General features: G+C 43.2%; 16 protein-coding genes. 2 read left to right on the top strand and 14 right to left on the bottom strand.

From position 1 onward, the window contains the following. The first annotated feature begins 444 nt into the window (after nucleotides 1-444). Complete coding sequence (locus G4Y78_RS04445) at nucleotides 445-1,056, top strand: hypothetical protein (RefSeq protein WP_163831886.1); 612 nt, start codon at nucleotides 445-447, stop codon at nucleotides 1,054-1,056. A gap of 429 nt (nucleotides 1,057-1,485) precedes the next feature. Next, complete coding sequence (locus G4Y78_RS04440) at nucleotides 1,486-1,908, top strand: hypothetical protein (protein ID WP_163831885.1); 423 nt, start codon at nucleotides 1,486-1,488, stop codon at nucleotides 1,906-1,908. Nucleotides 1,909-2,048: 140 nt separating this feature from the next. Here G4Y78_RS04440 and G4Y78_RS04435 read toward each other — a convergent pair whose 3' ends face one another. Genes G4Y78_RS04435 through G4Y78_RS04375 form a run of 14 tightly spaced genes read right to left on the bottom strand, consistent with a single transcriptional unit; the run spans nucleotide 2,049 to nucleotide 12,682 of the window. Beyond that, nucleotides 2,049-2,999, bottom strand: a complete 951-nt coding sequence (locus G4Y78_RS04435) for a hypothetical protein (protein WP_163831884.1) — start codon at nucleotides 2,997-2,999, stop codon at nucleotides 2,049-2,051. After that, entirely contained in the window at nucleotides 2,993-3,676 is a 684-nt protein-coding gene (locus G4Y78_RS04430; protein ID WP_163831883.1) for a hypothetical protein, read from the bottom strand. Before G4Y78_RS04430 ends, G4Y78_RS04435 begins: the two co-directional genes overlap by 7 nt. Then, nucleotides 3,618-4,196: a baseplate complex protein gene (locus G4Y78_RS04425; RefSeq protein ID WP_163831882.1), complete on the bottom strand. Its 579-nt coding sequence runs from the start codon at nucleotides 4,194-4,196 to the stop codon at nucleotides 3,618-3,620. The genes G4Y78_RS04430 and G4Y78_RS04425 overlap by 59 nt, the downstream gene beginning before the upstream one ends. Continuing rightward, on the bottom strand, nucleotides 4,193-5,071 hold the full coding sequence (locus G4Y78_RS04420) for a hypothetical protein (RefSeq protein ID WP_163831881.1): 879 nt from the start codon (nucleotides 5,069-5,071) through the stop codon (nucleotides 4,193-4,195). Before G4Y78_RS04420 ends, G4Y78_RS04425 begins: the two co-directional genes overlap by 4 nt. A 2-nt stretch (nucleotides 5,072-5,073) precedes the next feature. After that, the gene (locus G4Y78_RS04415; protein WP_163831880.1) at nucleotides 5,074-6,789 is read right to left on the bottom strand and encodes a phage tail protein; all 1,716 of its coding nucleotides are present in this window, start codon (nucleotides 6,787-6,789) and stop codon (nucleotides 5,074-5,076) included. 30 nt (nucleotides 6,790-6,819) lie between these two features. Then, nucleotides 6,820-7,416, bottom strand: coding sequence for a phage tail protein (locus tag G4Y78_RS04410; RefSeq protein WP_163831879.1), 597 nt, complete (start codon nucleotides 7,414-7,416; stop codon nucleotides 6,820-6,822). Further along, a complete protein-coding gene (locus G4Y78_RS04405; RefSeq protein ID WP_163831878.1) occupies nucleotides 7,409-8,581 on the bottom strand; it encodes a baseplate J/gp47 family protein in 1,173 nt (390 codons plus the stop codon). The genes G4Y78_RS04410 and G4Y78_RS04405 overlap by 8 nt, the downstream gene beginning before the upstream one ends. Next, on the bottom strand, nucleotides 8,565-8,891 hold the full coding sequence (locus G4Y78_RS04400) for a DUF2590 family protein (protein WP_163831877.1): 327 nt from the start codon (nucleotides 8,889-8,891) through the stop codon (nucleotides 8,565-8,567). Before G4Y78_RS04400 ends, G4Y78_RS04405 begins: the two co-directional genes overlap by 17 nt. Next, nucleotides 8,891-11,062: a phage tail tape measure protein gene (locus G4Y78_RS04395; RefSeq protein WP_163831876.1), complete on the bottom strand. Its 2,172-nt coding sequence runs from the start codon at nucleotides 11,060-11,062 to the stop codon at nucleotides 8,891-8,893. The genes G4Y78_RS04400 and G4Y78_RS04395 overlap by 1 nt, the downstream gene beginning before the upstream one ends. 43 nt (nucleotides 11,063-11,105) lie before the next feature. Further along, nucleotides 11,106-11,249: a DUF6890 family protein gene (locus G4Y78_RS31600; RefSeq protein WP_408022089.1), complete on the bottom strand. Its 144-nt coding sequence runs from the start codon at nucleotides 11,247-11,249 to the stop codon at nucleotides 11,106-11,108. Nucleotides 11,250-11,269: 20 nt separating this feature from the next. Further along, on the bottom strand, nucleotides 11,270-11,554 hold the full coding sequence (locus G4Y78_RS04390) for a putative phage tail assembly chaperone (RefSeq protein WP_163831875.1): 285 nt from the start codon (nucleotides 11,552-11,554) through the stop codon (nucleotides 11,270-11,272). Next, the gene (locus G4Y78_RS04385) at nucleotides 11,547-11,813 is read right to left on the bottom strand and encodes a hypothetical protein (RefSeq protein ID WP_163831874.1); all 267 of its coding nucleotides are present in this window, start codon (nucleotides 11,811-11,813) and stop codon (nucleotides 11,547-11,549) included. Before G4Y78_RS04385 ends, G4Y78_RS04390 begins: the two co-directional genes overlap by 8 nt. Then, nucleotides 11,803-12,282, bottom strand: coding sequence for a hypothetical protein (locus G4Y78_RS04380; protein WP_230425698.1), 480 nt, complete (start codon nucleotides 12,280-12,282; stop codon nucleotides 11,803-11,805). Before G4Y78_RS04380 ends, G4Y78_RS04385 begins: the two co-directional genes overlap by 11 nt. Before the next feature lies 1 nt (nucleotide 12,283). After that, on the bottom strand, nucleotides 12,284-12,682 hold the full coding sequence (locus tag G4Y78_RS04375; RefSeq protein ID WP_163831873.1) for a D-Ala-D-Ala carboxypeptidase family metallohydrolase: 399 nt from the start codon (nucleotides 12,680-12,682) through the stop codon (nucleotides 12,284-12,286). Between the last annotated feature and the right edge of the window lie 26 nt (nucleotides 12,683-12,708).

The following is a 12,708-nucleotide window of genomic DNA, read 5'->3' as shown; positions in this document are numbered from 1 at the left end:
CTTCTTGATCTGTAAGGGCTAGCCGCTTATTACTGCACTGATTTCATTTTCACAAAACTTTTATGACGCAAAACCCGCAGGGGGGAGGATGAGTGCTTTTTTCCGGTCCCTGGGATTCCGGGACCCTCTTCCATAGCGGTCTCAGTCTTCGGCTGGATGGAAGTGGTGTTACATAAATAAGAAAATAATCTGACGCAGGTAGAGACAGATGCTAGTGAAATAGCAGGATAATGCTTAAGTTAAGAAAAGCTATGGGTTACTCAACATAGATTGCTAAGATGCAAGGCAATACTATAATCAAACAAATATATTCATATAGGCAAACATCGGAATAGACTTTAAAGACTTCACAAGGTGCACTATGGGGAAGTCTTTAATTAATAGATATAGCAAAACAAGGTTTTGTACGATTCATTAAATGTTAATATAGAAAAGGAGCAGGTCTTGAAAGAGCGGCCAGTACTCGAAGCTAGCCTTGAAACTTCAGAGGCTTTAATTGACGCCCTAACTTCTAATGAAGTTCTTTCTAATATTCCTTTCGTAGGTACTGCTTTTAAAATATTCAAGGCTGCCGAATCGGTTCGTGATAAAGCCTTTGCTATGAAGTTGGAGAGATTTGCCAATCCTTTAAGTGAACTTTCAGATGATGAAAGGCAACGTTTCCTGGAAAAGCTCCAGCAAAACCAAGAAGAAGCAAAAAAAGTTGGTGAAACTCTATTTTTAGTCATTGATCGTTTAGCCGATGTTGATAAACCTGAAATCCTTGGTTTAGTGTTTATCGCTTATCTGAATGAGAGTTTCCCGTATAGTGACCTTCGCCTCATGTCGCAAGCTATCGATATGTCTTACGCCGAGGATCTTGGACTCCTTGTGAATAGCGAATCAGAACCAGAGCAATCAAAGGAGGATTGGATGCAACGTTTGGCATCAGCTGGGCTTACAAAGTCAATAGGAGGAAAAGCATGGAATGATAGTGGTGAAATTTATTACCAAGTAACTCCGCTAGGAAATATGTTGCGCAATGCATATCGAGAGGTCAAACAAAGGATTGGTTAAAAGTCATTTAATAACGGGAACTAGATATCAAAATTATAATTAAAAAATGTGCTAGTTTTCCCCAGCTTACTCAATATAAGATTCAGTCAAGACCAAGCTAATAACCAATCTGTCATATACTTCTTAATAACTACCTTAGCTTTGAGTAGGAAATCAAAATATGACAAGACTTTACCTTCTTGTAAGTATTATCACATTTTTATATGGATGTACTAATTCTAGCAAAGTATACGAAAAAAATGGTAGAGAAGCTCTGCTTATTGAGTGTGGTGCAGCGCTATCGTTTTCGATTTGTCATGAGAGAGCAAAAAAAGAGTGCTCTAATGGCTATATAACATTATCTGAGTATGCTGGAATTAACCGTAAAGAAATAAGGGTTAGATGCAACTAGACTTCTATGATTTCTAGACAAACAAGAAAGGATAAAACATGATCACAATTAAGTGTGCATATGTAAATTTATCTCCAGATGCATTCCAGCTTTGGGCAAACCACTACTATAAATGTAAGCAAGATTTTCAAAGCCCATCAAAATTTTCACCTGTACCATATTTCTTGCTTTGCAGGTCAATAGAGTTGACACTTAAAGCAAGGCATCTTCATGGTGATACTAAAAAAGCAGTAAAAGATAAGTTTAGCCATAACTTGAAAAAATGTTATGACGCACTAAAAGAGGATTTTAAACTATTAAATAAAGATGAGTACAAAGTGTTAAAATTTGCTAACAAAATATACTCGAAAAAAGGCTTTGAGTACTTTAATGCTGAACACGCCATTAAAGGTTACAAAAATTACCCTGAGCTAAATAAACTAGATGTAATAGCTAAAAAATTAATAGATAGTTATGTCTAAACTATCTATTAATTAATACCAATCCAAAGTCTGGCTTAATTTTGTATAGAATCCACTCAATCCAGCTAACAATTAGAGCTTTAGTGCGTAAAATCATTTCCTGTAGGCTTTTGGTTTGCGCTATCTTAAAAACTTAAGCTCTAAAGCATAGCATTTAAGTCAGAGTTTTGTTGACTAACACTACCTGCCTGCTTTATCAGATTACGTTTATTAGTCGGCCCAGCTGGCGTGTGTTCATGACTGGAAAGGTCTAAAAAGGCCTGCTCAACCACTGTCATAAATTCTGACAGCAACTGCAGCACATTATCACTTTCGTTACCTAGCCAGACCTTACCGCCATCTTTCACTTGGGTAATTTGCTTTAGCTTAGCCAGGCTGTGTTTAATCCCGTTAATGTGTTCCTGCATGTCATTACCCACGACAGTATGACTATCATTGCCTGTCGCTACCTTGAGATTATCAATAGCGGCTAATTCAGCTGTACCACCGGAATGCAGTTTAAGGCTCCCCATCGCCTCTATAGCTTTGGTGCCACCAATTGTTTCAGTGCTGTGCTCAGCTACTGTCGTTTGGCTGGTTTGTGTTTTGGTTTCCTGGTGTAGGGTTTCCAGCTGATAACTTAAACTCTCATCCCTGATACTACTGTCTGAGATTCGTTCCCAGGCGCCCTTGTGATCGCAACGTTGGTAGCTTGACGGATTAGGCTGCCAACGTTGTTCTTTTTGCTCAAGGTTAGGGAATGATAAACCATTCGGTAATAACTGTTGTATAAAGGGCTTATTCGGCAACCCATACGCAAACCCGACCACCACCCAGGTGCCAACCTCTGGTAAGCCATATAAACCCTGTTCCTGACCTGCAATCGCCATAGGGACAGTTAGACTGTGCAAGATGGGTAATTGTTTATCGGGTTTGCCTTGTGCGTTTAATACTTCGATATCTACCGCATAATGAGGCCTAAACTCATCACAGAGACTCCCTTTCTCAGGTAAATCACTGATGGCCACTACACGACCAAAGCGGGGTAAATGGTATTTCCCTGCCAACTCTGGAAATAAACTTAAAACGATACGTTTAATAGCCTCTACCATGATATGACCATTTGGTTATTATTAATCTGAGTTTGTTTTATCCGGTTGCCATCTTCCAATAGCACCCCTGGGCGTATTTGGGGTATTGCTGCAATTTGGGCACTGTTATGGGATTGGTGATTAATAAAAAACTGTTCAGGGATTTTTATTGGTTTATTTTGCCAATAACTGTGCTGCCAACTCCCCACATACACCTGACCATTCCCTTGCTGTTGCCAGCAATAATCATTGATGTTAAAAGCCTGCGCTATTGAACTCATGGCAAACAGCCCATTATTCAGGCTGTAAAAATAAGGGATTTTAGTGGTGCAATAGACTTGCTCGGGAGTAATAAACGTCAGTCGGGTTTGTTTAGCGATTTGGTTTAACACGTCATTTAAATGCACATGCCGTAAATTCATGGATAGCGGGTAATGCAATATACCGGTTAATTCCCTACAAAATAATTGCTGCTGATGTTTATCCACTGGGGTGATTTTTTCGATATAGCCTACAAATACCTGCTGTAAATTATCACCATACCCCATGGCCATTTTTACTACGGTTTTTGCTGTTAATGGGACTTTAGGCCGTACCACAAAGGTGGCACGACCGGGCGTATTTAAGGCCAAGCGGATATCATGCCGCACTAGCGGTATTATCTGCTGATTGATCATCAGTTGGCTTTTCAGTTTCACGGGGACCTATTTGCTCGTCTATTTGTTTTAACAGCTGTTCAAACTCGGTTAATTCCGGTTCATTGCTTGCTTGGTTGTCTGGTCCAATGGGCTGGCCATCGGCTTGTTGTTTTTTCGGGTCTTTTTTCGGTTGGCGTTGCTCAACCTTTTCCGGCACAGAGCGGTATTCCGCTAAGGTAAATTGCACCTGCCATAAGCGTTTATCAGCGGATTCTCGCGCACTCAAATTGTCGTTAAACTGCACCTGGCGGATATTCATCGCTTTAGCGGTATTATCCACCAGGGTATAGACCGTTTGTTTACCAGCTTTATCCATGCCCTCGGCTAACTCAATCAATCGGGTTAATTGCTCGGGTTGGCTTTGTTTGATCTGTAGAGACACGGTTAGGGTTTTGGGTTTAAACCCTTTATGAGCACGGTCGGTGGCGCTACTGGCACCGCTTAACTCTTCATTGCTGATCCGTAAACTCCCCACGACCTGCAGGTTGCTACCTTGGACCTGATAGTCACCAATCATCATAAGTTAAACGCCTCCTTGAGCGGCTGTAAGGCGTCTGTCGTACCAGCAAGTAAAACACCTGCCGTTAATACCTGATCATGGCCCGGTACGCTCAGTTGGGTTAATTGCTGGCTGATATTCCCCATTAAGTACTGCCCTACTACATCTTGTAGGGTTTGTGTGGTTTGTTGCCAGGTTTGATTAAGCTGGGTGAGGTATTGGCGTTTTTTAGTAATCAGTTCAGTTAAGATCGCTTTGGGTGATTGATCATCGGCCATCGCTTCTATCGCTGCCTGAGTTGCCCCCAGTTGCTTTAAATAATTTTGCGGGCTTTGCCACTGGGTCAATTGTAATTGCCGCCAATACGGCATCTGGGGTGCTTTGGGTTGCTCCCATTTAGTGGTCTCCAACTCAATTAACGCTTTTACGCGCCGGGTGAGTTGTTGTAATTCCGGTATCGGCATCACCTGGTTAAATGCCGTTAGGGTTTGGTAGAACGGCGTTAAATGCGAGGCAGTGACTAATACCACAATGGCCGCCTGGCTGTTGTGTGGCTGCTGCAGGTCGCGTTTGTCCTGGTATTTTTGCTGTAACGCTTTAATCGCATTGGGTGCGGATAAATACCGGTGATGCCCCTCCCCTTCACCTACCGTATGTTGGTAGGGGTGCACAACACAACAATGGATGTTTTGCTGTAAGTGTTTATTAAAGGCGACTCTTAAGTCCAAAATAGTCTGAGCAGAAGCTTTATTTTTATTTTCAATATAATTATCGTGTAAGAGCATTACTTTAGAGGCCAACGCCTGTAATGGGGCGTTGGCCTTTACTATAACGGCAGCTTGTTTTTCTTTTACATTTCCCAATGTCATTGGAGTTTTAATATGGATAGCCTTCATGATTAAAACACTTCAAATACGATTGAAGCACTTTCAATATTTGCATAATCCAGTGGTAACCCTTTTTGAACGTCTTCAGTCGTTAAACGCTTTATTCCCATCGAAAAAAGCTCTTCATCACCATCAATCGTATTGCCTGGTTGAATTTTTTTCACATATTCGCTTTGATGGTTTTGCATATACAGCAAGTCATCAATGATATCGCCGGTTAATGTACTAATACTGACTTCACCGTTACTATTATTGCTTGTCAACCAAAATTCATCATCACTATCTAATTCAACATTCATGTTGTCACCATGATTGTTTCCTCTCATGGTAAATAATGCAGTATGTGCTTTATCAACTGATTTAAACAAAACATTTCCCTGCTGCAGTTGATTTCTAATTGTGACTAATAAACGAAAAGAACGATCACGATAACCTAGCGGCAACCATAGCGTACCATTGCCGGAAATTTGTGGACGATATAAACGTTTAGTGGCGATAATGGCAGGGTAATAATCACCGTTTTCAACTTTACCAATCAACACATCATCATAAGAGGTATCAAACTGCACATCATGTTCAGCTAAATTATTTGGATTATAGGGAGTATCATTTAAATCCTTTAAATCAAACCCACCTAGTGGCGACCACCTCAAATGATAGACTTTACTTTCATCAATAAAAAATTGCCGCTGATTTTCTGAATAACTAGCGGTATTAAAATCTTGCCAGCCTCGCCAGCGAATAACTTGATCCGACAAAATCGTTAATTGTTGGTGCTCAATAATGACCGCTAACCGATTGGTAGGGGTTAAGACTTCCGGCATAATAGGCAGCTGTAACGCCAACGATTTTGTTAAATACTGATTATGGGGGTTATCACTAATAAAATGCTCGGCAAAGCCATCGGTGACCCGTCGGGTATCAATCACTTCCCCCTGGCTATTAATTTCGGCTAATTTTGCGACCCAATGACGGCGTTCAAACCGATCCGTATAGTCGGTTAGTTCAGCAGTTACTTTAAACTCCACTACCGTTTCAATATCACTGGTGACACTGCCTTGTTGGCAGACATCCACCCAAATCGCTGTGGGCTTTTCGGTGACTTTTATTAAATGTTTTTCCGTGGTGACCCGAACACCGCCCACATACCCCACACCCGCCGTAATTAAATAATGAGCATCCTGTCGAATGACTTTAAATCCCTCACTAAAAAACACGTCATGGCCGTATAAATCCAGATTGGCTAGCCGTTGTCGTTCATCAATACCATTTAACCTTGCAGTGTAATCAATTTGCCAGGTGTCGGCGTTAACATCGACTTGGGTAATATCCTGGGCGCCGCTGAAGGCCAACATAAAATTACGGGTTAAACTGTTCCCCGCCTGGCTACCCTGGGTTTTGCGTTTCCATTGTTTGGGTACATAACTGACGGCGACGAGAGTATTATCATCCGACACTAAGCCCAGCCAATTAAATTCAAAGTCACCCACCGAGGTATCCATCACCAGGGAGTAAACAACGGCATTGGGATTAATAAACCCGGCTTGGGTCACTGGGGCTTGGTATTGAATTAAATCATCACTCGGCAACGGCTCGTGCCGATTTTCTGGATCAGTGTCATTTAAATCCGGTAGATTAGCCAACACAAATTGTTTAATAATCAGCGGACGTTGCATCCCTTGTTTTTCGGCAATCAATCGCTCGCCGGCATGGGTTATGACAGGCATTTTATTTTCCTTTTATTTCTGCATTTTTCTTTATAACTGAGCACATAACACTTGTTGTGAGTGGTCTAGTAATTGACTTTGGCCGTATAAATGGGCGGTATTATGTAATTGTGCAACTTGGGTCATCTGGTCATGACTAAATTCATTAACGCCAATAAATAATTTCACCGGGGTAATGGTGCTAAACACATAACGCCGACAGGTACGGCCATACATCTGTAAAATAATGCTAAGTAATTCCGGGTGTTGGGCGAGCTGACTATCGGATAATTTCAGGGTAATAATATCCCAGTCCAGTCCCGGGGTGCGTTCGTCCACTTCACAATAGCCAACCCCCAACCGTTCGAGTATTCGTTTAATGCCTGCGGTTGAACCGGCATCAACATTATTGATAAAGGCATACTGCACCCGCTTTCGAAACAGGCTTAACGGCTCCTCTTTAAACCGGCTAATGTCCCGTTGCCAGGCTAAAAGATTTAACACCCCTTCGCTACAGGTGCCCGGGTCTAATTGCGAAAGTGGCCAACGTAACCAGTCTTCCACTTCCGAATAAAATTGCTCACAGCTATTGGTGAGCTTGGCTAATTCCGGCCCACCTAACCAAAAGGGTAATGTTAATTTAATCATGGAGTACCACCGTTAAGCTGTTAATTTGGGGCAACCATAACTCGCTGACAATATCGGTATTCTCAAAATGTAACGAATCAATATCGGCAAATTGTCGGTGTAATTCCTGGGTGAGTTTCGAAAAACTAAACCGGCTGCGTGGACTCACTTGGGTAGGTTGATAATTATCGGTGGTGCTTTCCCGAAAAGCCGCTTTAATAAAGTGTTCAATATTGGTTTTTAATTGTTGTTTATTGCCTTCTGTTAAAAAGGTATTCGGCCACACATTCAGTTTGATATCAAAGGCTTTTTCTGGCAGTGCAAATACCTGCAGGTCATCCCCATGACCGTGATTACCTTCCGACTGAATATACTGGTTTATTTTTTCCAGGTATTCATCTGCAGGGGTATCCGCCGCAAATAAAATAAAGGCATTCGCCGTACCTGGCCCACGCGGTGCGTTATGCTCAAAATAAATATGACGGCTATCAATCCCAGCAAACTGCGCAATTAAACTCCGGTAGACACTATCGGTATGCCACTGATTGACTGCGCCAAATTGATTACGGGCACGCCAGCGCAATGCCTCGTCGGTTTCTTCATCGGCACCAGGTGTCGTCAACCACCCATCCGGGTTGGTCACCTGGGTAATGCCATTAATGGGATTGGGTAAAATCGCATAATAGCCCGGGGCCAGGTTATAGGCTTTACCGGGTTCGGTGGCTTTTACTGGCGCTTTAGTAATTAATTCCCCTTCTGCAAAAGTGGTGGCTGTTGTGGTTTTCACCTCATAAATAATGCCATTAATAGCAACAGATTGAACGGCTGTATTTTGTGGAATGGTAATGGCGGCTTGGGTATTTGCTCGGTGAAATTCGATTACCCCTTCAGCGTTTGTGGCGGGCTTGCGTTCAATATGCACCGCCCAGGCTAAAATATCTAAATAGCGGCCCCGGGCATGTTGTAAAAACGCATTCGGCAGTACCTGGTCAATCAATAAATCAATTAGCCACAACACCGGTTTTGTAACTAAAGCGGTAATAATTCGCCAGAATGGGGAATAGCGGCTGTCATTGCTTAATTGGCTACCATCCGCTTTGGCCAATTGGTTAAACCGGTTTTTTAATTGGTGTTCTTCGGTGGGTATATTGGCATCCGCCACCAGGCGTTTAAAGAGCGAGCGCATCGGGTACCTCAACCGGTCCATAGTCATAAGTGTCTGCTGTTAATAAATAACGGCCTTGGCTGGATTCATGAAACACAATGGTGCCCGGTATTAATCGCTCGTCGTCTTCAATTAATAAGGTGAGTTGCTGAATTAATCCCTGGCGTTTTTCTGGGTGACGCTCGCCAATCATTTCCACCAATAAACCGCTTTCCCGGATCGCATGTTGTATGTCTTGCGCTATACTGGCTCTATCACTGATTAATTGCGGTTCACCCGCGATGGTTAATGCCAGGTCATTATTTTCAATTAATAAGTCAATGTAGTTCATTAGGGCGCGGCCATTATCCATTCATTTGCTAAAAATTGACTGTCCACCGATTGGGTATAAATATGATTGGTTTGATAATTATTTTGGTTATGTTGTTGCTGATTGTTGTTAATGGTGCTTGATAAACCACCCACCGGTACTTGGGATTGCAATGGCTGTTTTAACTTCGGCATTTGTGGTGTGAGCTCGGCTTTATCGATTTCAATATGAATGCCGGGGATCATATTGATTTTATCGATCACCCAATCCACAATGCTGCCTAAAAATTCAAATACCCCAATATCCGCAAAGGTCTTTTTGAGTTTGTCCCACCATTCACCTAATTGTTGAAACCCTTTAATTAATAATCCAATGCCCGGGCTTAAAAAACCCAGCACTTCCATTATGACTTGAAAAACACCCACCTCGGCTAAGTGGGTGGTAAAACGTTGCCATAATGCCCCTAACCAATTAAAGCCCTGGCTGAGCAAGCCGATGGCTGGACTTAAAAAAGATAAAACCTGTCGCAGGATTTGAAAGACGACGGTATTGGCCAGTACGTCTAATAACCATTGCCAGCCATTCACTAGCCACTCTATGGCGTCTGTCGTCCAACTGACAGCGGAATTAAACCAGCCCAGGGGCACATCTAAAATCGCTTTACCCACAGCAATCAGCACTTGTTTACAGGTATCCCAGTGCTGAATCATTTTATAAACGCCGAAGCTGATTAAGGCGACAGCCGCAATAATTAATCCAATCGGGCTTAATAAAAACGTTAGCGCCGCCCCCATCGCGGATAGAGCCCCACTGACCACAACGCCTAAAATGCCGAACAAACCGGGTAAAATCACCAGGGTAAATTGCAAGACCTTACCCGCAAAACTCACCGCATAAAAGGCCCATTTTAATAAGGTGAATAAGCCGGTTAAGATCGGAATTAATAGCTTAAGTCCCATTAATGAGCCATACACTAATCCACTGATTAAGGTTAAGGTGGCCATCCCTGCAATAAGCCCCATGATGCCTAAAAAGAAATACCCCACCCAGCGGGTAACATTCGGAAATAATTGGGTCCAGCGTTGTAAGGTTTGCCCCATATCCGCCAATCGATCAATGACGGGATTAATCACCGGTAGCAAGGTAGAACCAAAGCCAATTAATACCGCATCCACGGCGGCACCAAACCGCTCCCAGGCATCCACCTGGGCCCTGGCCATCATTTCCGCTTTGTCTAAGCCTTTAATCTCACCCAGCTGATTAATATTGCTATTAAGCCCGTCGATATCCTTCATTAATAATTTAATTAAACTAACGGCTTCATCGGAGCCAAAGGCTTTTTTGAGTGCATCAGACTCGGCAACCTCCAAGGTGTCACCAAATTTTCCTTTGAGCTTGTCGAGAATATCCGCCATGGGTAATAAGCGGTCTTGGCTATCGGTAAATTTCAGGCCCAACTTGTCTTGGGCAATGCCTACCCCAGATAAAAAGGCTTTGTATTTAGTCCCTGCTTCCGAGCCGGACATGGTGGCTTGCAACCGACCTAAAATCGCCATTTGTTCATGCATAGCAATACCCGCTGCCGTCGCATTAGCGCCCAATGCAGTAAAAGCCCCCGCCATTTCGCCGCCGGTGGTTTTAAACATTTGCACCGCACTGGCCGTTTGACCTGCCACGGTATTCACCCAGTTGGCATTGCCCATGACTTCGGCTTGCTCACTGAAAATACCGTACATGGTGCCCATATAACTGGTAATAGTGGCCGTATCGGATTTAGTGGCCGCCGCTAATACCCCACTGGCTTTGGTGAATTGACCTAACTCCTCACCGGTTAAGCCACTAATGGCTGACTGAATATCGTAACTGGCCCGCACAAACTCCGAGGCCGACTTGCCGTATTCCACCGAAAAATCCAGGGCCGTATTTTTTAATTGGGCTAAATCACTGTCGATAACGCCCAGTGATTTCACTTCCCCTAATGCCCGATCCATATCAATGGCCGGCTCTAAGGCGGCTTTCAGCGTATAACCAACCCCCATTAATCCAGCAATCCCCACCCCAACATTGGCAAAGGCTTGGGTGGCACCGCTTGATAACTGGTCAAGGCGATTTTGTAAACCTGCTATCGGTGAGGTCAGCCGGTCGGTTAAGGAAATAATAAAATTTAATCGACCGGTGGCGGCGTTTGCCATACTGCAATTACCCTTTTCAGTATCATTAGCCTGTTAATATCAATTACCCTTTAAAGGCTTTCGCTATCCCATTGGCCACCGCGATTTGCATTTTTTGCCAATAATCGTGTTCAAAAAAACAGGCGGCGCCCATGGTTTCCGTCGTGACCGGCTCATGGGGAAAATGTTTTTTCGCCAGCCACTGCAATTGCAATAAATGGTTTTCGGTTAGGTGGTTGCTGTAGTCACTACAGGCTTTACCACAATGTTTAATTCCGGCACATAGGCTTCCATTAAAGCCGTCGCAATTTGTATTTCTGCAGCAGGTTGTTTGAGTAACTGTCTTAAGCGGTCTTTATCGTCAGCCACCACCGTTTGCATACAAAAGTTATAAGCCATGGCCACTTTATTTTTATGGGATACCCCATTCACGAAGCGGTTATATTCATCCAGGGTAATGGTAAACGTCAGGTCTTGTTCACCGATCGTTAAGGTAAAGGTTTGGTTACTCATGTGGTTTTCCTTGTTTAATAAGATGGTTAAATAATTGATCCAGGCGCTTCTGAATCGTGGTTAATTTGCTATCTAAGGTGGTGATATCGGTTTTTTTGGCGTAGTTTTCAGCCACCCACACTTTGAGGTTTAACACTTCCCGCTCATTGGTGGCGACTTTGTTATATAAATAAATATTCCAGGTCACTAAATTACCGAGTAATAACACCACGATTGACACGGCTAATTTATGTTTTAATTCAGGGTGATTACTTAGCATGGCGGCTTACCTGATTAAAAAAAGGCATCACGTTTTGTATGGCCCGCTCCCCGAATAAAAACCCTAACACCAGTAAATTAATAATGGTCAGTGCCTTTTCTTGTTGTTCACTCAGCTGCCAGAAAGCAAACCAGCACCAGTCTAAATATAACGTGGCAAAACCCCACACCGGACGTTGGGCACCCCGTAAAAAAAGTAATAACCGACCTAATACAGGTAACGACAATAAATCTTTGGCGGTCCCTTCCAGTTGGCTAATGCGTTCAGTTAATAGTTTTTCAGCTTGATTAATCAGTCGTTGCGTCTGCTGGGCGTGCTTTATTTGGAGTTCACGACACGCTAATTCAAACTGTGTTTTTTGCTCGGGGGTTATATCCGGCGGAAAATATTTCACCGCCGTATCCACCAGTTTATCCACTAAACCGCTACTGGTTAAATCAGCCATTTTTTTTAAGATAGCGCTAAACATATTAATAGCTCCAAATAAAGGGTCGTGGCCGATAGACTGTCGCGGTAGAAGCATCCAAATGAATAAAGCGACTGCTGCCTTTTTGTTGGATACCAACCCCGGTAAAACCTAACACCAGGGCCTGTTGAATCACCTGCAGCGCTTGTTGCCCTCGGCAACGGATATCCACCGCTTCGCCTAATTGATGGGTACCCTGATGGGTTTTATGTTTTTCTGCCGGGTGATTCGCACAGCGGTAGCCACTGGTCACGGGCAGCGGAAAATTACACGCTTCCCGTAAAGTAATGAGCCGTTCCATAAAAGCCGGTTGCATTACGCATTGACCACAGCCACAACGACAAGCTAATTCATGTCTAGAAAAATACGGCCAGGGGTGATTTATGGTTTTAACAGTTTCCATTTTCTTCTTTATGATTTTTTATTCAG

Origin of the sequence: Spartinivicinus ruber (assembly GCF_011009015.1) — a bacterium.
In the GTDB taxonomy this organism is placed as follows: domain Bacteria; phylum Pseudomonadota; class Gammaproteobacteria; order Pseudomonadales; family Zooshikellaceae; genus Spartinivicinus; species Spartinivicinus ruber.
The sequence above is the reverse complement of the archived record's forward strand: the minus strand, read 5'-3'. Positions and strand labels throughout refer to the sequence as shown.